The sequence below is a fragment of the Crossiella sp. NPDC003009 genome (assembly GCF_053591555.1).
In genome coordinates this window covers 61652-78740 of record NZ_JBSFUA010000001.1, presented here as the reverse complement: position 1 = coordinate 78740, position 17089 = coordinate 61652, and the positions used below count along the sequence as shown (strand labels likewise).

Below are 17089 nucleotides of genomic sequence, written 5' to 3'. Positions count from 1 at the left end.
GTACCTCCTTTGGTACTGGTGGGTTTTCAGTTCCGGCCGACACCCGCCTTGTCCCGCACCAGGCGGGGGACGGACCCGACCGGGTCCAGGTGGGCGACGAGGGTGGGCGTCCACCCCACGTCGGTGCCCAGATCAGGGTCGTAGGCGGCGTTGTGCGCCGCGACCACGTCGACCGCCCGCCCGTTGGCCACGGTTCCGGTGGCGTGCAACGCGATTCCCTTCCACCACTTGGCGAAGGTGGCCGGGGACACCGCACGGGCGGTCTCGAAGTAGTTGTTCTCCGCGTAGATCCTGGACTCCACGCCGACGCCCCAGGAGTACTCGTAGCCCGCCGCCTCCGGGATGACGTAGAGGTTGTTGTGCAGGTGGACCTGTCCGTAGCGGACCCGGGGGGCGCGGGAACCGAGGTTCTCGAACAGGTTGTGGTGCAGGGTGACCCGCAGCTTGCCGGCATCGTGCGCCGGGCGGTCGGTGTTGCCGATCAGCAGGGCCTTGTCGTGGTCGTGGAAGTGGTTGTACGACAGGGTCACCAGGTCCGCGCCGTTGACCACGTCCAGCAGGCCGTCGTGCACCTCGTACCCGCGGCCGAAGTAGGTGGGCTTCGAGGTGTTGCCGCCGTCGCTGAACTCGCAGCGGTCCACCCAGACCCGGGTGGCGCCGGTCAGCACCAGGTTGTCGTACTCGGAGTTCCAGTTGCCGGTGGGCCCGTCGGTCGGATCCCATTGCGGGAAGCAGTCGTGCGCGTCCTCGAACCGCAGGTTGCGGATGATCAGGTTGTGCGCACCGGAGGCGCGCAGGGTGAGTCCGCGCAGGGTGGCGTCGTCGCCGAGCCCGATGATCGTGGTGTTGGATCCCACCGGCACCACAACCCGGCGGGCCTGGTTGGCCTGGGAACGTGCCCTGGCTTCCTCCAGCGGTCCGGAGGGTTCGGCCCGGCCCCAGGTCGCCGGGTCGTACTGCTTGAGGTAGGCGGGCAGGCTGTAGCCGGGATCGGCGTACTGCTCGCAGCTGATCGAGCGACCCGCGTCGTCGGTGTTGCCGTCGATCGTGCCGCGGAGGTAGACGATTTTGCTCTGGCCACCGGCCAGCGCGGCCACGAGTTCCGCACGGTTGTCCACGTACGCGACCTGGTCCCGGGTGGCGGCCGAACCGCCGGTGGTGCCCGCGCCCCAGCCGTCGCGCGGACCGGCCACCTGCCTGCCGAGGTGTTCGAAATCGCCGGCGCCGGCCGGCCCGGGTAACAGCATCAGGGCGGTCACGACCGCCAGCAGCCGGTTGAGCATCAGGCGTTCTCCTTGTCCCAGCGGGGAACTACCCGCAGCACGAGGTAGCGCTCGATCCGCTCGGGTTCCCAGTGGCCGTCGGCGATGATCGCGTGGTGGGTCAGTTCGAGCGTCGCGCCGGGTTCGATGAACAGTGGTTCGTGGAAGGTGGCGGCGAAGCTGACCACCGGGAACGGTTCGGTGCGCACGTACCAGGGCGTCGGGTAGCGGATGTTGGCCGGGCAGTCGACGAACACCACCGTGGACTGCCGCAGGCTCACGTCGTGCCTGCCGGTGAAGGCCAGCCAGGGCGCCCGCACGCCCATGGCCTCGTCGTCGTGCACACCGGTGGCGGTGACCACGGAACCACCGGTGAAGGACCGCGGGCCACGCCAGAACAATCCGCCGTACCCCGCGGTCGGCCTGCCCTCCGTCACCGGACTGCCCCACCGCAGCCGCCGCCCGCTGGTGTTGTGCAACCGGGTCCGCCAGGTGAGCAACCAGGAACCGTCGAGCGGGTCGACCTCGTCCACCTCGATGGACCGGTCCTCCACCAGCCAGCACTCGCCACGCCGGGTCAGCCACTCCAGCCGGTGCGCCAGCTCGGCGCGGCCGTCCTCGCATCCGGCCTCGTGCCAGCGGATGTGCTGGATGGAGCCGTTGTTGTCCAGGTCTGTGTAGCCCTGGCCGCGGACGAACGTGCGGCCGCCCCAGAAGTTCTCGCCGGAGAGGTTGGCCGCGGTGAACTGGAGCCCGTTGTGCCAGGTGTGGTCGTGCGGCCGGAAGGCGCTTACCACTTCGCCGGCAGTGGTGCGGAGGGGATGCAGATAGGGCTTGGGTGAGTCGGCGCGGGGGCTGCTGGGGGTGACCACGTACTCGGCGAGGTCGATCGCGCCCGCCCGGACGCGCACCTGGCCGTCGTCGACGACCAGCCGCACAACTCCCGCCGCGCCGCTCACGCTGGCGGCCGTGGCGGTGCCGGCCGCCGCGATCACCTCGACTCCCCCGGCCGTTTCGGCCCTCGCCGTGGCCGCGGCCACCTCCGCCGCCTCGTTCACCCCGCCCATGGCACCCCCTGCTCCGAGAACAGCCGCAGCCGCTCGGCCGCGGACTCGATCGCCTCGCCGATCCCGCACACCGCGTAGCGCCGCTCCGGCCCGCTCTCCAGCTGCTCGGCCCACTCCGCCGCGATGGCCTTGGGCTCCGGCGCGTCCCGCACCGCCTGCACGAACGCGGTGAAGGCCCGGGTCTGGTCCAGCGGCGCCGCCAGTGGCGTGCCCTCGCCGACGTGCCGCACGAGGTCGCGCAACAGGTCGACCGGCGTGCCCAGTGGCACGCGTTCGCCGTTGAGCGCCAACAGGTCCGTCTTGTACCACCACCTGGCCTTGCCCCTGCTGCCGTGCAGCACGACGCGGGGCGCGCTCTCCAGCTCCGCGCACAGGGTGGCCGCGGCGACCACGGGAGGGCCGCCGGGCAGCAGGACCCGGGCGCAGGCGGTGTCGTCGGCCTCGATCGGGCGGGCGTGGTGCAGCTCGACCTCGATCTCCGCCGGGAGCTGGTCGGCCCGGCCGGTCAGCAGCAGCGCGGTGGCGATGGCGTGCGCGAACGGGTTGGTCAGCGCACCGTCCACAACGGACATCCCGTTCAGCCGCCTGCGACCCGCCCACGGGTTGCGCGCGTAGTAGGCATCACGGCGGATCCACGCGCCCGCCGTGCCGATGCCGATCAGCTCGCCGAGCGCCCCGGCGCCGATCGCCTCGCGCAGCACAGGCAGTGCCCTGGACCCGAAGCTCTGGAAACCGACCTGGACCCGCACGCCCGCGCGCTCGGCCCTGGCGGCCAGCTCGCCGAACCCAGCCAGGTCCAGCACGGGCGGTTTCTCCACCAGCAGGTGGCAGCCGGCCTCCACCGCGATCAGCGCGAGTGGCAGGTGGGTCTGCGGCGGGGTGGCCACCACCGCGATGTCCGGGGTGGTGCGCCGGAGCAGTTCCGCCGCCTCGGCCGCGAACACCGCGCCGGGTGGCAGCAGCTCCCTGGCCTCCGGGGCGGGATCCCGCACGTCGCAGGCGCCAGCCAGCACGAGTTCGCCCGCCTCGTGCATGGCCCTGGCCCGGCGCAGGTGCGTGGTGGCGTATCCCGCGGTGCCGAAGACCACCACCCGGGGCGTCATCGGGTGGTCCCCACGGCGGCCAGCGTCAGCGGCCCACCGACCAGCAGCAGCATCAGCGGCTGCAGCCACACCAGCACCCCTGCGGTGGCCACCGCGGCGGCGAGCAGCAGGGATCCCTTGGGGTTCAGGCTGAAGTCGGCCGCCGCACGCGCCGCGGCCAGCCAGCCCCGCTGTGCGCCGACCAGGGCGCAGGTGCGCACCGCGACCACCAGGAGCACCGCCAGCAGCACCGGCAGGGCGACGGAGAGGACCCGTGCGCCAGGCAGGCCGTGGCCCAGCAGCGCCAGGTCCACGCTCAGCGCCAGCACCACCGCGAGCACCCCGGCGGTGAACGGGATCCCGCCGCCCGCCTGGCGGCGGAACTCCGCGGCGAAGGTGCGCAGCAGCGGCGGCGAGTCACCGTCCCGCCAGCGGCGGACCACCTGGCAGCCCGCCGCCAGCGACGGCCCGATGGTGACCACCGGGACGGCCGCCACGCACACCAGGATCCCGAGCTGCAGGCAGTCGGCGAACTCGGTCAGCCGGTCCCGCCACATCGCACTCACCCCTTCAAACCGCTGGTGCTCACGCCCTGCACCAGCAACCGCTGGAAGGCCAGGAAGAACAACACGATCGGCACCAGCGCGAGTGCCGACATGGCGAACATGGCGCCGAAGTTGGACTGGCTGCTGGTGTCCACGAACAGCCGGAGTCCCAGTGGGACGGTGAACTTCTCCGCGTCGTTGAGGTAGACCATCTGCGTGAAGAAGTCGTTCCAGGTCCAGATGAAGGTGAAGATCGAGGTGGTGACCAGCGCCGGTTTGGCCAGTGGCAGCACGATGTGCCAGAAGGTCCGGTAGACCCCGCAGCCGTCGATGGTGGCCGCCTCGTCCAGCTCGCGCGGGATGCCACGCATGAACTGCACGATCAAGAACACGAAGAACGCCTCGGTGGCCAGCAGTTTCGGCAGCACCAGCGGGACGAAGGTGTTCACCAGCCCGAACTGCTGGAAGATCACGTAGTGCGGGATCAGGGTGACGTGGTGCGGCAGCATCAGCGTCGCGATCATGAACACGAACAGCGGCCCGGCGAGCCGGAAGCGCAGCCGGGCGAAGGCGTAGGCGGCCAGCGTGCAGGAGAACACGTTGGCCAGCACGGAGGCGAAGGCCACGATGAAGGAGTTCAGGAAGAACGTGCCGAACCCGATCCCGGCCGCGCCCTCCCAGCCCTGCCGGTAGCCGTCCAGCACGAACCGGCTGGGCAGCAGGGACAGGCTGGAGAGCACCTCCTCCGGCGGTTTCACCGACGCGAAGGCCAGCCACACCAACGGGTACAGCACCACCGCGACAGCGGCAAGGCACACCAGGTGCCAGAGCACCGCCTTGGCCCTCATGACCGGTCTCCGTAGAACACCCACAGCTTCGCGCTGCGGAAGATCACCGCGGTGATGATCGCGATCACCACGAGCAGCGCCCAGGCCATCGCCGAGGCGTAGCCCATCTCGAAGTCCTCGAACCCGGCCTGGTACAGGTAGAGGGTGTAGACCAGCGCCGAGTCCGCCGGTCCGCCGCGGCCGCCGCCGATGACGAAGGCCGGGGTGAACACCTGGAAGGCGTGGATGGCCTCCAGCACCAGGTTGAAGAAGATCACCGGGGACAGCATCGGCAGCGTGATGTGCCAGAACCGGCGCACCGCGCTGGCCCCGTCCACCTCGGCCGCCTCGTACAGCTCACGCGGGATCTGCTTGAGCCCGGCCAGGAAGATCACCATCGGCGCGCCGAACTGCCACACCGCGAGCAGGATGATCGCCCATATCGTGTAGCCCGGATCGTCCACCCAGCTCGGCGTCTCCAGGCCGATCGAGTCCAGCAGTTCGTTGACCGTGCCGCCCTCGGCGAACATCGCTCGCCACACCAGCGCGGCCGCCACACTGGCGCCCAGCAGCGAGGGCGCGTAGAACGCGGCGCGGTAGAAGCCGCTGGAGGCCACCTTGGTGTTCAGCGCCATGGCCACCAACAGGGAGACGATCATCTTCAGCGGCACCGCGACCAGCACGTAGACCAGCGTCACCTGGACCGAGCGGAGGTAGCGGTCGTCCTCGGTGAACATCCGGACGTAGTTGTCCAGGCCGATCCACCGGGGCTCGGTGAACAGGTCGTACTCGGTGAAGGACAGGTACAGCGAGACGATCATCGGCCCGACGGTGAGCCCGATGGCGCCGATCAGCCAGGGGGTGAGGAAGACGTAGGCCTGTGGCTGGTGACTCCGGCTCCGGCCGGGCACACGGGGACGGCGGCCCCGTGCGGCCGGCGGCGCGCCGGCGCTGGGCGGTGGCGTTTCCTGCAGGAGCGACATGGGCTACTTCAGGTCCTTCTGCGCTTCGGACATGAACCGGTTGACCGCGTCGTCCAGGCTGAGGCGCCCGAAGGCGATCTCCTCGTAGGAACGCTGCAGCAGCTTCTGGATCGCGCCCGCGCCCTTGGGCGGCACCGCGGGCGCCGGGCCGAGCCGGCTCTCGATGCGGGCCTCGTAGTCGAAGACCGTCTTGTTGGTGCCAGTGGCCTCCGCGGCCAGCTGCCCCCGGATCTTCAGGTTCGGCGGCAGGCCGCGGTCGGTGCCGAGGATCTTGCCCGCTTCCGGGTCGTTGATCAGGAAGTGCACCAGCTTGGCCGAGGCTTCCTGAGCCTTGCCCCTGGCCGAGACGGACAGGAACATCGCCGGGCGGCGGTACTGCCCGGTGCTAGCCGGGTTGTCGGTCGGGTAGGCGGTGACCATCAGCGGTGAGCCGTGCGCCTTCTCGTAGCTGGGGTACACGCTGTCGTAGGCGAACTCGGCGCTGGTGAGCTTCTTGCCGAGCGGGGACTGCTCGGGCGAGGTGTTGTTGGAGGCGGTGACCTCGGCGGTCGAACCGGCCTTGCTGGTGCGGAACTGGCTCGCCAGCTGCCAGAACCGGCGCAGGTCCTCGGCGCCGAAGCCCAGCTTGCCGTCCTGGGTGTAGAACGTCTTGCCGTTCTGCCGCAGCCAGATCTCCAGCGCGCTGTCCAGGATGCCGAAGTCGGTCACCCCGCGCCGGTTGAACCCGTTGGCGGCGCTGACCTTCTCGGCCGCGGCGCGGAACTGCTCCCAGGTCATCGGCTTGCTCATGTCCACCCCGGCCGCCTGGTAGGCCGCCGGGTCGTAGACCAGCGAGGAGGCGTTCTGCGCCCACGGCACCGCGTACCGCTTGCCGTTCAGGGTGCCGGTGGCGGCCAGCTCCGGGTTGATCTCGGCCAGCGAGACCTGCTTGCCCGCGCCCTCGTTGAGGTCCAGCAGCACCCGCCGCTCGCCGTACTCGGACAGGTAGCGGGTGTCCATGGTCATCACGTCCGGCGGGTTGCCGCCCGCGGTCTGCGTGGCGACCTTGTCCCAGTAGGCGTTGTAGGCGGCGAAGGTGGTGTTCACCTTGATGCCGGGGTTGCGCCGCTCGAACAGTTCCACGGCCTGCTTGGTGATGTTGGCCCGGCCGTCACTGCCCCACCAGGCGAAGGAGATGGTGACCTCACCGCCGGCGCCCCCACCCGCCGCCCCGCCGCACGCGGCCAGCAGCGGTGCCACCGCCAGCGCGGCGACCACCGTCCGCCACCTGAGTCCTGCAGCGACCATCACGTGGCTCCGTTCGCTTGCATGATTTGTGGATTTTCAGCAAACTCTGACATTGGCTCGAAACCGTAAGACCCGGCTTCCTTGCCTGTCAACGGTTAGTGAGTGGCTGAGCACTTTCTGAAAACGACGTGAGGTGGGCATGCGCGGGGATCACAGCCGGCCGGCGACGGTGGTCGACGTGGCCACCAGGGCCGGGGTCTCCACCGCCACGGTGTCCCGGGTGCTCAACCGGAGCGCACCGGTCTCCCCCGAGGTCCGGGAGCGCGTCGAACAGGCGATCACCGACCTCAGATACGTGGTCAACGGCCACGCCCGTGCCCTGGCGGCCGCCACGTCGGACCTGGTCGGCGTGCTGGTCGGCGACCTGTCCGACCCGTTCTTCCCGCCCATCGTGGCCGGGGTGCAGGAGGAGACGATGACCTCCGGTCAGCTGGCGCTGGTGTGCGGCACCGGCGGCGACCCGCACCGGGAGATCGACCAGCTGGAGCAGCTGCGCAGGCTGCGCGCCCGCGGCGTGATCCTGGTCGGCGGGGCGCTGCGCGAGGCCGCGCACCAGGTGGAGCTGAACCGCCAGCTTGGCGAGTTCCTCCGGCGCGGCGCGCGCGTCGTCCTGTGTGGGCGGCCGCCGATCCCGGGTGTGCCGGAGGCGACCGCGATCACCTTCGACAACACCGGTGGCACGGTCCGGCTGGTCGAGCACCTGATCGACCTCGGCCACCGTCGCATCGGTTACCTCGCAGGGCCCGCGCTGCGCAGCACCGCCTGGGAACGGCGGCACGGCTTCCGGCTGGCCGCCAGGGGGCTGGCGCGCAGGCTGATCATCGAGGGCTCCGGCACCAGGGAGTCCGGCTACGCGGCAGGCCTGGAGTTGTTGCGGCAGGAGGACATCACCGCGATCGTGGCGGCCAGCGACCTGATGGCCGCGGGCGCACTCGCCGCCGCCGCGGCCCAGCGCCGCCGGGTGCCGGCGCAGCTGTCCGTGGCCGGGTTCGGCGACACGCAGTTCTGCCAGGACACCAATCCGCCGCTGACCACGGTCCGGCTGCCGCTGCGCGAGGCGGGCGCGCTGGCGGGCCGGATCGCCTGCGGCCGGGACGCACCACCGGCCGCCGGCCGCATCGCACTCGGCGCGGAGCTGGTGGTGCGCGAGACCACCGGGCGGGTCAGGTGATCGCGGGCTGGCTGGGCGACCCGCGCCGCCGGTGGTGCGGACCGGCCCAGGGCACACCGATCTCGGAGAACAGCGCGAGGCGTTCGGCGGCCACCGCCACCTCCTCGCCGATCCCGCGGACCACCGGATGACGGCCCGGGCCCACGCCCACGGTGCGGATCCAGCCCTCCGGGATGGGCACCGGTTCCGGGGCGTCCCGCACCGCCTGCGCCAGGCAGGTGAAGGCCCTGGTGCGGCTCAGCGGCGCGAGCAGCGGGACGGTGTCCGGATCGGCGCGGTGCGCCAGCAGGTTGCGCAGCAGATCCGCCGGCGGGGCAACCGGAATCCGCTCGTCGTTGATCTCCAGCCGGTGCGTCTTGTACCAGAACTTCGCCCTGCCCTCGGTGCCGTGCACCACGACGTAGGGCTCGTGGTCCTGTTCCGCGCACAGCGAAGCCGCCACCACGACCTCGGGCCCGGTCTCGAAGCACAGCCGCACGCAGGCGGTGTCGTCGGCCTCCAGGTCCCTGGTCCCGAACAGCTCGACCGCGATGTCCGCTGGCTCGGACTCGGCGACCCCGGCCACCAGCAGGGCGGTGGCCACCGCGTGCGAGAACGGGTTGGTCAGCGCCCCGTCCACCACGGCCTGGCCGTCCAGCCAGCGCCGCCCGGCCCAGGGGTTGCGCGCGTAGTAGGCGTCGGTGCGGATCCACGCGCCCGCGGCGCCGACCCCGGTCACCAGGCCGAGTTCACCGCGCTCGATCGCCTGGGCCAGCACCGGGATCGCCGCGGAACCGAAGCTCTGGAAGCCGGTCTGGCAGACCCGGCCGGCCTCGGCGGCCAGCCGGGTGAGCTCGGTGTGCCCGGCCAGGTCGAGCACCGGCGGGGTTTCCACCAGCACGTCCGCACCGGCTCGCAGCGCCGCGCCGGCCAGCGGCACGTGCGCGTGCGGCGGCGTGGCCACCACGACGACATCCGGCTTCGCCCCGCGCAGCAACGCCTCGACGTCGCGGTACACCCCGGCGCCCGGCGGCAGCAGCGCGCCGGCCTCGGCCGAGGGCTCCCGGATATCGCACCCGCCCACGAACTCGGCGCGGCCCTCATCGTGCAGATCCCGCGCCCGCCGCAGGTAGGTGAAGGCGTACCCGGCCATGCCGATCACGGCAAGACGTGCGGTACCCGCCATTGGGTCTCCGATCCTGCAAACGTCCGGCTACTTTCTGCAAACGACGCTAAGTGCGCACCGGAAGCGCTGTCAAGAACAAAGGGGCAGGTAGAAGCCTGATCGTAGGCAGCGCGAAGTCAGCGGTCCGGGCGCGTTGAATTGACAGGAAAGCAGACGGTTTACATGATGAGCGCAAGTGCGCGCCGGAGGAGCCCTGTGACTGTCACCATCCACGATGTCGCCGGCCGGGCGAAGGTCTCCATCTCCACGGTCTCCCGCGCGTTCACCTCACCCGAGGTGGTCAAGCCCGAGACCCGCCGCCGCATCCTGGCCGCGGCGGAAGAACTCGGGTACCAGCCGCCCGGCGGGCCGCGCAAGCTCACCAGTCGCACCGGGCACATCGGGATCATCGTCTCCGACCTGGACAACCCGTTCTTCACCGGCGTGCTCAACGGGGTCCAGGCGCGGGCCAGGCAGGACGATGTCGCGGTGCTGTTCGCCAACAGCGACGAGGACCCGGTCGTCGAGGAGAACCTGGCCCGCAACATGGCCAAGCAGGTGGACGGGCTGGTGCTGTGCAGCCCGAGCATGTCCGACGAGCAGGTGCACGACCTGGCCCGGCAGACCTTCCTGGTGCTGCTCAACCGCGAGATCGAGGACATCCCGTCGGTGGTGATGGACAGCCCAGGCGCGATGCGCCAGGCCGTGCAGCACCTGGCCGCGCTGGGCCACCGGCGATGCGCGTTCATCGGCGGCCCCAGGGACTCCTGGCCCAACGAGGCCCGGCTGAGCGGGTTGCGGCCCGCGGCCGAGGAGTACGGCATCGAACTGGTGGAGTTCGGGCCGTTCCCGCCCCGGTTCGAAGGCGGGTTGCAGGGTGCCGATCTCGCGCTGGCCGCCGGGGTCACCGCGATCATCGCGTACAACGACCTGGTCGCCTTCGGTGTGCTGGCCAGGCTGAACGCCCGCGGCGTGCCGGTGCCGGAGGAGGTCAGCCTGGTGGGTTCGGACGACCTGGTCTTCGCCGCGGTCTCCGCGCCACCGTTGACCACGGTGGCCATGCCCGCGGAGGCGGCCGGGCGCGCCGCGGTCAACGTCCTGCTCGCGCAACTGGACGGCGAGCACCGGGTGAGCATGCACCAGTCGCTGGACACATACCTCATCGTGCGCGCCACCACCGCCCCTCCCACCGCCTAGAGGCGTCCGCCATGCCGTCCCCCTCCTCGAGAACCGAGCATCGGGAAAACCGGGAGCGCTCCCACGCCGCACTGTAGCCACTGACGGCCTGCGGTGAACCCGCCGGCCAGGTCGAGGAACACCTCGTGCAGCCGCCGCCCGCCGCGGACCTCATCGAGCCCCCACCATCGACTGGTTCGTCAGTCGTCGGGCTCGGCCCCGTGCCGCAGCAGCTCGAACGCCTCCCCCAGCGTCGCCACCGCCTCCGTATACACCTCCGCCGCCGACCGTCCCTCGGCCATGGCCCGCGCGTTCTGCCCCATCAGCAACTCCTCCAGCGCCACGACCTGCACGGCCACCAACCGCGCCCGCCGAAGCGGATAGCCGGCCTCGGTGAGCGCCTCCGCCAACATCGCCTCCGACTGCTCGGCATACCGCCGCAGCCGCGCGGTCAGGCTCTCCGTGCCGGTGATCAACTGGTAGAAGCGGACCACCTCCGGCTCGTCGCACAGGCCGCTGATCGGGTCTTGGCGGCGCAGCGCGTCCAGCCAGCCCCGGTGCAGCGCGGCCAGCGGGGACTCCCCCGGTTTCCGGGCGCGCACGTGGCGGGCCGACTCGTCCTGGTGGTCGGCGAAGCGTTGCACCACCAGGTCTTCCTTGCTCGGGAAGTACTTGAACAGGGTGCGCTTGGACACCTCGGCGGCCGCGGCCACGTCGGCGACCGAGACCTGGTCGAAGCCGCGGTCCAGGAACAGCTCGATCGCGGCCGCGGCGATGGCCTCGCGTGTCCGCTGCTTCTTGCGTTCGCGCAGTCCCGTTGGCTCACTCACCCGCCCATCCTAGCCAGCTCGTACACCGGGGCGATAAGTAAACCTGGTATATATTTCTACTGAGTGGACCTTTTGGAGGGAGAGTCATGCGAACTCAGGTGATCGTCGTGGGCGCCGGGCCGACCGGCTTGATGCTGGCGCACGAGCTGCTGCTGGCCGGGGTGTCGACGGTGGTGGTGGAGCGACTGCCCAGGGCGAACGTCCAGTCCAGGGCGGACAGCCTGCAACCGCGCACCGCCGAGGTGCTGGACCTGCGCGGACTCCTCGCGCCGCTGCTCGCCGGCGTGCCGCTGACCGGGCTGCTGGGCGGGCACTTCGCCGGGCTGCCGGTGCCGCTGGACTGCACGCCGTGGCAGACCCGCTACCCCGTGCCGGTGCCGGTCTCCCAGGGCACGCTGGAGGGCTTCCTGGCACAGCGGGTCAGCGCGCGCGGCGGCACGGTGCTGCGCGGCACGGCGGTGGTCGAGGTCGGCCAGACCGCGCACGACGTCCAGGTCAGCACCGACACCGGCCGCACCCTGTCCGCCGAGTACCTGGTGGCCTGCGACGGCGCGCACAGCACGGTGCGCAAGCTGCTCGGCCTGCCCTTCCCCGGCCAGGCCGCCACCGCCCGCTCGGTGGTCGCCGACGTGGTGCTGGCCGCGCACCCGGACACCCTGGCCGAGGGCAGGCGCCACTTCAGCGAGCGCATCCGCGCGGCCAACGGCTACTGGACCGTGCTACACCCGTTGGGCGACAACGTCTTCCGGTTCATCTTCGGCAGCATCGCCGACCCGAACCCGCCGCGCGAGCAGCCGGTCACCGAGGCGGAGGTGCGGGCCGCGCTGCTCGCGGTGTACGGGCCGAGCGCCGAGCTGACCGCGATCCGCGCCGCCTCGCGGTTCTCCGACGCCTCACGGCAGCTGGAGAACTATCGCCAGGGCCGGGTGTTCTTCGCCGGGGACGCCGCGCACATCCACCTGCCGGTCGGCGGCCAGGGCATCAATCTGGGCATCCAGGACGCGATGAACCTGGGCTGGAAGCTCGCCGCCCAGCTGCGCGGATGGGCGCCGGAGGGTCTGCTGGAGACCTACCAGAGCGAACGCCACCCGGTCGCCGCGGGCGTGCTCGCCAACACCCAGGCCCAGGGCGTGCTGCTCAACCCCGAGGGCAGCGCGGACGTGGCCCAGCTGCGCGCGCTGATGGCCGAGCTGATGCGCCTGCCCGAGGTCAACCGGCACCTCTCCGGCATGATGTCCGGCCTGGACATCCGCTACGACCTGGCCGGCGCGGACCACCCGCTGACCGGCCGCCGGATGCCCGACCTGGACCTGGTGACCGCCGGCGGCGCGGACCGGGTCTCCGCGCTCACCCACACCGGCCGCGGCCTGCTGCTGCGCTTCGACGACCGGACCGAGGTCACCGCCGAGGGCTGGGCGGACCGGGTCGAGGAGGTCACGGCCAAGACCGCCGAGGACCCCGGCGCGGCCGCGGTGCTGCTGCGGCCGGACGGGCACGTGTGCTGGGCCGGATCCGATCCCTCGGCGCTGACCACGGCGCTCACCCGCTGGTTCGGGGCCCGGACCGGCTGAGGTTCAGGCGGCGCGGCGGGGGCTGGTGGCCATGACCACGGTCGCCCGGCTCGTCCAGCCCAGCCGGGTGTAGAGCCGCTCGCCGTCGGGGCTGGCGAACAGGATGCCGGTGGTCGCGCCCCTGGCCACCGCCTCCGCCATCAGCGCCCCCATCACCACGCTGCCCAGGCCGCGGCGACGGTGCGCGCCATCGGTCTCGATCTTGTCGGGGATGGCGTCCGTGCCGATCACCGCGGCCAGGCCGCTGGCGGCCAGTGCCCCGGTCTCGTCCCGGACCTCGGCGCGCAGCACCCGGCCGGTCACCGTGGTGGCGCAGGTGTACGGCGCGGCGGCGGGCGGACGCGGGTGGGTGCCGAGCTCGCGGGTCATGATCCATTCGCGGTAAGCCCGCAGGGTCAGTCCCGCCGCGCGCAGCACCTGCTGCACCTCCTCGGGCCGGTGCGTCGGCACCGTCAGCAGGGTCGGTTCCGCTTGCGCGGCAACCTCATCCGCCAGTGGCCGCACCGAGCCGGGGTCCGCGTCGACGTCCAGCGCGATCAGCTCACGGTGCCGGTCCGGCTGGCCCAGCAGGAAGTCCATCGCGCCCCGCGCCTCCACCGGCTCCGGCCAGCCTCGGCACTCGCGCCAGCCGCGCTGCCAGCGGCGGACCAACTCCGACATGTGTTCTTGTCCTCTCGTCCACTTCGGACTCAGCCGGACCAGTGCGGTCCACGTGCGATAGTGGTGGCCGCGAGGTCCGGTCAGCAAGACGCCCACCGAGAGGGCTCCGATGGCATCCGGCGATTCCCAGCCACCACAGCTCCACGGACCCGAGTTCGACGCGGACCCGGCCCCGGCCTACCACTGGCTCCAGCAGCACTCGCCGGTGCACCGGGTGGAGTTCGCGGCCGGCCTGTCCGCCTGGCTGGTCACCCGCTACGCCGACGTGCACGCGGCCCTGACCGACCCCCGGCTGGCGAAGGACCCGGCGCGCGGCTGCCCGTTCTGGCGGAACTCGGGCATGGGCCTGCCGCTGGACCACCGGCCGTCGCTGGCCCAGCACATGACCAACGCCGACCCGCCCCGGCACCAGGACCTGCGGCGGCTGGCCAGCGGCATGTTCAGCCCAGAACGCCTGCACCGGCTGGAGATCCGCGTCCGGCAGGTCACCGACGAGCTGCTGGACCGCATCGCACCGCACGGCCAGGCCGACATCGTCAACGACCTGGCCTACCCGCTGTCCACCACGATCATCTGCGACCTCATCGGGGTGCCTGCCGAGGACCGCGCCGAGCTCCAGCGCCAGGCCGCGGTCATCGACGCCTCCGACGCCACCGACCGCGAGGACCTGCTGGCGGCCACCGACGCGATCGACGCGTACCTGGCGGACCTGCTCGCCCGCAAGAAGGCCAAACCGGGCGATGACCTGATGAGCCACATGATCCAGCGCCAGCACCACGGCGCGATGACCGACGACGAGCTGACCTCCACCGCCTTCCTCATCCTCATCGCCGGGCACGAGACCACCACCGCCCTGGTCGGCAACTCGGTCCTGGCCGCACTCACCCACCCCGACCTCGCCACCCGGATCCGCGAGGACGAGATCCAGCTGGCCGGCTTCATCGAGGAGTCGCTGCGCCGGGACTGCCCGGTGCGCAACGTCAGCTGGCGCTTCCCCACCGAGCCGATGCGCCTGGGCGGCCAGGACCTGATGCCCGGCGAACCCGTGCTGCTCTCGATCCTGGCGGCCAACCGGGACGCCGAGCAGTTCACCGACCCGGACACCTTCCGGCTGGGCCGCGATCCCGAGGACCATCTCGCGTTCGGCCGCGGCAGGCACGCTTGCCTTGGCGCAACGCTGGCCCGGATCCAGGGCGCGACCCTGCTCGGTGCGCTGCTGTGCCGGTTCCCCGACCTGGCCCTGGCCGAGCCGGTGGACCGGCTGCGCTGGTGGCCGAGCCCGATCATCCGCGCCCTCTACGCCCTGCCGGTCACGTTCTGAGCCGACCGGCCCTCAGGCGCGCTGCCACAGCCAGAACTCGATGCCCTGGTTGTCGGCGCACTCCGCGGTGAGCCCGTAGGACTCCCGCTTCGGAGCGGAGGCCTGGCCGCCGTACCTGCGCACGGTGCGCGCCGCCGCTTCGATGTCCTCGACGGCGTACATCGGCCGCCAGCCGCTCTGCCGCTGACCGCCCCACAGGCCGGCCACGGTCAGCCCGGCGCCGTCGACACCCCAGGCGCGGGCGAGCTGCCCCGGCTCGAACCGCCAGCCGAAGACGCCACCGTAGAACTCCTTCGCGGCCTCGTCGTCGGCCACGGTGAGGGTGAAGTTGCCCACCTCCCCGTGCGCCGGTTGCACCTGCTCCTCCGCCGCGGCCGGCTCGACCGAGGTCACCGTCCACTGGTGGCCGAACGGGTCCCGGACGGTGGTGGTCCCCACCAGCTGCCCGCCATGCTCGACGAGCCGACTGATCAGACCGTCCACATCGGACTCGGCGATGCGCAGTGCGGAGCCGGGACCGCCGTCCGCCGACTGGACCACCGCGGATCCGGGGCGAGCGGACGTACCGGCTCGTGGAGGGCGTCGAACGGATCAGTCATGGCCACCCTCCCGTCCCTGGTAGACGCGCCGGAACGCGTTGCGCGCCCGCACCAGCAGCGATTCCGTGGCGTGCACGGTGCGGCCGAGGTGTTCGGCGACTTCCGCGACGGGCAGCCCGTCCAGGTAGCGCAAGGTCAGCGCGGCCCGGTGCTGGGCGCAGAGCCGAGCCAGCACCCAACTTGACCTCCAGCGCGTCCTGGCGGCGAGCGGCGCCAACGGCCGCGAGAAACGTCTCCGCCGTCAGCTCCTCGGCCACCGTGTCGTTGCCGCACCTGGACCGCAGGTAGCCGTAGACCTGGGGCAGCGCGGCGTCGTAGACGTCGAGCAGCGCCAGCGCCGGATCTGGCTGCACCCGCGGCTTGCTCACATCCATACCGTCGTCGCCCGGACCGGAACTCCGTCGGGTGGTCACCAGACTTTTTTCCGGCCATCCCGGCCACGGCTCAAGATGTGGCCAGGATCGGTCGATCCATATCGGTATGGCCGCGTCCACTGATTTCGAGGCGGTGCACTTCACCTCGGACCACAACTGGGTCCGCTTCGACGGCGGCACCGCGCGGATCGGCCTCACCGCGTGCTTCGCCGAACGGCTCACCGGCCTGCGCCAGCTGACCCTGCCCGACCCCGGCGCCCTGGTGCGCCAACGGGATCCGTGCGGTCTGCTGGCCACCCGCCACTGGTGCGGGGACCTGTTCGCCCCGGTGACCGGCACGGTGACCGCGGTCAACCACCTCGTGCTCGACCAGCCGGGCCTGCTCCGCCGGGAGCCCTACGGCGCGGGCTGGCTGTTCGAGGTGCGCGTGACCACGGTGCCCCACCGGCTGCTCGACGGCCTCGGCTACCTCGAGCTGACCAGCCAGCAGGGCTGAGGCGGGCAACGCCGCGCGGTGCGGTGTCCGCGCGGGCGACATTTCCGGCACCCGGCTCCCTTCACTCCGGACCGACAACCCGTACGGGTAACGTCCGGCGGTACTGACCATGGCCGACGGGGGTGGAACGGGTGATCCGCTGGGGACGCGCTGGCGGCCGTTTCGTCGGCATCACCCAGCCGCAGCGCATCCGCTGGCTGCACGCCCGCCTGATCCTGTTGCGCGAACTGGTGGACCGCCGCACCGCCGAGTACTCCACCGACTACCCCCTCGGTGACCGCCTCGGCCTGCCCATGCCCTGCGCCCCGCCCGCGGACCCCGCCCTGGCCACCCTGCTGCGCACCGGCCTGCTGGACCCGGACGAACCCCCGGAGATCCAACTCTGGCACGAACCGGAGTTCCTCGCCTGGCTCCAGGACGGCATCACCGCCACCCTGGCCACGCTGGAGGACCAGTACGGGTTGATCACGGTGGCGGTGGACCCGGAGGCGGTGCGGCAGTGGAGCTCGGTGCTGCTGAACCTGCGGATCGCCTACGCCGCGGCCCGCACCCCGGAACTGCTGACCGCCGGGGAACTGCCGGACCCGTCCGATGATCGGCGGCTGGTCTATGAGCACGCGGCCTGGTTGTGGGACGCGGTGAACACCTTGCACGCCTTCGCGGTCAGCTGACCACCCGGCCGGGAGTGCGAGCA

General features: G+C 71.6%; 17 protein-coding genes and 1 pseudogene. 6 read left to right on the top strand and 12 right to left on the bottom strand.

The window, feature by feature from the left end:
• Positions 1–26: 26 nt before the first annotated feature.
• From ACWDY5_RS00395 to ACWDY5_RS00365, 7 genes are read right to left on the bottom strand one after another with little or no spacing between them, the layout of a single operon-like run.
• Positions 27–1283, bottom strand: coding sequence for a pectate lyase family protein (locus ACWDY5_RS00395; protein WP_449720202.1), 1257 nt, complete (start codon positions 1281–1283; stop codon positions 27–29).
• A complete protein-coding gene (locus ACWDY5_RS00390; protein ID WP_449720201.1) occupies positions 1283–2329 on the bottom strand; it encodes a DUF6807 domain-containing protein in 1047 nt (348 codons plus the stop codon). The genes ACWDY5_RS00395 and ACWDY5_RS00390 overlap by 1 nt, the downstream gene beginning before the upstream one ends.
• Positions 2317–3432, bottom strand: coding sequence for a Gfo/Idh/MocA family protein (locus ACWDY5_RS00385; RefSeq protein ID WP_449720200.1), 1116 nt, complete (start codon positions 3430–3432; stop codon positions 2317–2319). Before ACWDY5_RS00385 ends, ACWDY5_RS00390 begins: the two co-directional genes overlap by 13 nt.
• Entirely contained in the window at positions 3429–3968 is a 540-nt protein-coding gene (locus ACWDY5_RS00380) for a DUF624 domain-containing protein (RefSeq protein ID WP_449720199.1), read from the bottom strand. The genes ACWDY5_RS00385 and ACWDY5_RS00380 overlap by 4 nt, the downstream gene beginning before the upstream one ends.
• A gap of 5 nt (positions 3969–3973) precedes the next feature.
• Positions 3974–4804, bottom strand: coding sequence for a carbohydrate ABC transporter permease (locus ACWDY5_RS00375; RefSeq protein ID WP_252478734.1), 831 nt, complete (start codon positions 4802–4804; stop codon positions 3974–3976).
• Positions 4801–5766, bottom strand: coding sequence for a carbohydrate ABC transporter permease (locus ACWDY5_RS00370; protein ID WP_449720198.1), 966 nt, complete (start codon positions 5764–5766; stop codon positions 4801–4803). The genes ACWDY5_RS00375 and ACWDY5_RS00370 overlap by 4 nt, the downstream gene beginning before the upstream one ends.
• Positions 5767–5769: 3 nt before the next feature.
• A complete protein-coding gene (locus ACWDY5_RS00365; RefSeq protein ID WP_449720197.1) occupies positions 5770–7053 on the bottom strand; it encodes an ABC transporter substrate-binding protein in 1284 nt (427 codons plus the stop codon).
• Positions 7054–7192: 139 nt separating this feature from the next.
• On the opposite strand from ACWDY5_RS00365, the gene ACWDY5_RS00360 reads away from it, so the two are divergent.
• Positions 7193–8224 carry a LacI family DNA-binding transcriptional regulator gene (locus tag ACWDY5_RS00360; RefSeq protein ID WP_449720196.1) on the top strand — a complete coding sequence of 344 codons (1032 nt, stop codon included), beginning with the start codon at positions 7193–7195 and terminating at the stop codon, positions 8222–8224.
• On the opposite strand, the gene ACWDY5_RS00355 is transcribed toward ACWDY5_RS00360, so the two are convergent.
• Positions 8217–9389: a Gfo/Idh/MocA family protein gene (locus ACWDY5_RS00355; RefSeq protein WP_449720195.1), complete on the bottom strand. Its 1173-nt coding sequence runs from the start codon at positions 9387–9389 to the stop codon at positions 8217–8219. The two genes, ACWDY5_RS00360 and ACWDY5_RS00355, sit on opposite strands and share 8 nt — an antisense overlap.
• Positions 9390–9584: 195 nt before the next feature.
• On the opposite strand from ACWDY5_RS00355, the gene ACWDY5_RS00350 reads away from it, so the two are divergent.
• On the top strand, positions 9585–10565 hold the full coding sequence (locus tag ACWDY5_RS00350; RefSeq protein WP_449720194.1) for a LacI family DNA-binding transcriptional regulator: 981 nt from the start codon (positions 9585–9587) through the stop codon (positions 10563–10565).
• A 179-nt stretch (positions 10566–10744) separates the two neighbouring features.
• Here the strand turns inward: ACWDY5_RS00350 and ACWDY5_RS00345 are convergent, their stop codons facing one another.
• A complete protein-coding gene (locus ACWDY5_RS00345) occupies positions 10745–11374 on the bottom strand; it encodes a TetR family transcriptional regulator (protein WP_449720193.1) in 630 nt (209 codons plus the stop codon).
• Between the two features lie 86 nt (positions 11375–11460).
• Here ACWDY5_RS00345 and ACWDY5_RS00340 point away from each other — a divergent pair, with 86 nt between their 5' ends.
• The gene (locus ACWDY5_RS00340; RefSeq protein WP_449720192.1) at positions 11461–12945 is read left to right on the top strand and encodes an FAD-dependent monooxygenase; all 1485 of its coding nucleotides are present in this window, start codon (positions 11461–11463) and stop codon (positions 12943–12945) included.
• A gap of 3 nt (positions 12946–12948) precedes the next feature.
• Here the strand turns inward: ACWDY5_RS00340 and ACWDY5_RS00335 are convergent, their stop codons facing one another.
• Positions 12949–13605 carry a GNAT family N-acetyltransferase gene (locus tag ACWDY5_RS00335; protein ID WP_449720191.1) on the bottom strand — a complete coding sequence of 219 codons (657 nt, stop codon included), beginning with the start codon at positions 13603–13605 and terminating at the stop codon, positions 12949–12951.
• Positions 13606–13714: 109 nt separating this feature from the next.
• Here ACWDY5_RS00335 and ACWDY5_RS00330 point away from each other — a divergent pair, with 109 nt between their 5' ends.
• On the top strand, positions 13715–14926 hold the full coding sequence (locus tag ACWDY5_RS00330) for a cytochrome P450 family protein (protein ID WP_449720190.1): 1212 nt from the start codon (positions 13715–13717) through the stop codon (positions 14924–14926).
• Between the two features lie 12 nt (positions 14927–14938).
• Here the strand turns inward: ACWDY5_RS00330 and ACWDY5_RS00325 are convergent, their stop codons facing one another.
• Both ACWDY5_RS00325 and ACWDY5_RS00320 read right to left on the bottom strand, forming a co-directional pair.
• A complete protein-coding gene (locus tag ACWDY5_RS00325) occupies positions 14939–15466 on the bottom strand; it encodes a hypothetical protein (RefSeq protein WP_449720189.1) in 528 nt (175 codons plus the stop codon).
• Positions 15467–15517: 51 nt separating this feature from the next.
• A pseudogene (locus tag ACWDY5_RS00320) lies at positions 15518–15893 on the bottom strand (RNA polymerase sigma factor).
• 112 nt (positions 15894–16005) lie between these two features.
• Between ACWDY5_RS00320 and ACWDY5_RS00315 the strand changes: the two are divergent.
• Complete coding sequence (locus ACWDY5_RS00315; protein WP_449720188.1) at positions 16006–16395, top strand: glycine cleavage system protein H; 390 nt, start codon at positions 16006–16008, stop codon at positions 16393–16395.
• Positions 16396–16526: 131 nt separating this feature from the next.
• Positions 16527–17066: a DUF2017 family protein gene (locus ACWDY5_RS00310; RefSeq protein WP_449720187.1), complete on the top strand. Its 540-nt coding sequence runs from the start codon at positions 16527–16529 to the stop codon at positions 17064–17066.
• The last annotated feature ends 23 nt before the right edge of the window (positions 17067–17089 follow it).

Excerpts from the sequence above, each read along its gene's own strand:
- ACWDY5_RS00360 (WP_449720196.1), top strand. The coding sequence starts at position 7,193 with ATGCGCGGGGATCACAGCCGGCCGGCGACGGTGGTCGACGTGGCCACC.
- ACWDY5_RS00355 (WP_449720195.1), bottom strand. The coding sequence starts at position 9,389 with ATGGCGGGTACCGCACGTCTTGCCGTGATCGGCATGGCCGGGTACGCC.
- ACWDY5_RS00395 (WP_449720202.1), bottom strand. The coding sequence starts at position 1,283 with ATGCTCAACCGGCTGCTGGCGGTCGTGACCGCCCTGATGCTGTTACCC.
- ACWDY5_RS00315 (WP_449720188.1), top strand. The coding sequence starts at position 16,006 with ATGGCCGCGTCCACTGATTTCGAGGCGGTGCACTTCACCTCGGACCAC.
- ACWDY5_RS00335 (WP_449720191.1), bottom strand. The coding sequence starts at position 13,605 with ATGTCGGAGTTGGTCCGCCGCTGGCAGCGCGGCTGGCGCGAGTGCCGA.
- ACWDY5_RS00370 (WP_449720198.1), bottom strand. The coding sequence starts at position 5,766 with ATGTCGCTCCTGCAGGAAACGCCACCGCCCAGCGCCGGCGCGCCGCCG.
- ACWDY5_RS00385 (WP_449720200.1), bottom strand. The coding sequence starts at position 3,432 with ATGACGCCCCGGGTGGTGGTCTTCGGCACCGCGGGATACGCCACCACG.
- ACWDY5_RS00380 (WP_449720199.1), bottom strand. The coding sequence starts at position 3,968 with ATGTGGCGGGACCGGCTGACCGAGTTCGCCGACTGCCTGCAGCTCGGG.
- ACWDY5_RS00365 (WP_449720197.1), bottom strand. The coding sequence starts at position 7,053 with ATGGTCGCTGCAGGACTCAGGTGGCGGACGGTGGTCGCCGCGCTGGCG.
- ACWDY5_RS00375 (WP_252478734.1), bottom strand. The coding sequence starts at position 4,804 with ATGAGGGCCAAGGCGGTGCTCTGGCACCTGGTGTGCCTTGCCGCTGTC.
- ACWDY5_RS00330 (WP_449720190.1), top strand. The coding sequence starts at position 13,715 with ATGGCATCCGGCGATTCCCAGCCACCACAGCTCCACGGACCCGAGTTC.
- ACWDY5_RS00340 (WP_449720192.1), top strand. The coding sequence starts at position 11,461 with ATGCGAACTCAGGTGATCGTCGTGGGCGCCGGGCCGACCGGCTTGATG.
- ACWDY5_RS00390 (WP_449720201.1), bottom strand. The coding sequence starts at position 2,329 with ATGGGCGGGGTGAACGAGGCGGCGGAGGTGGCCGCGGCCACGGCGAGG.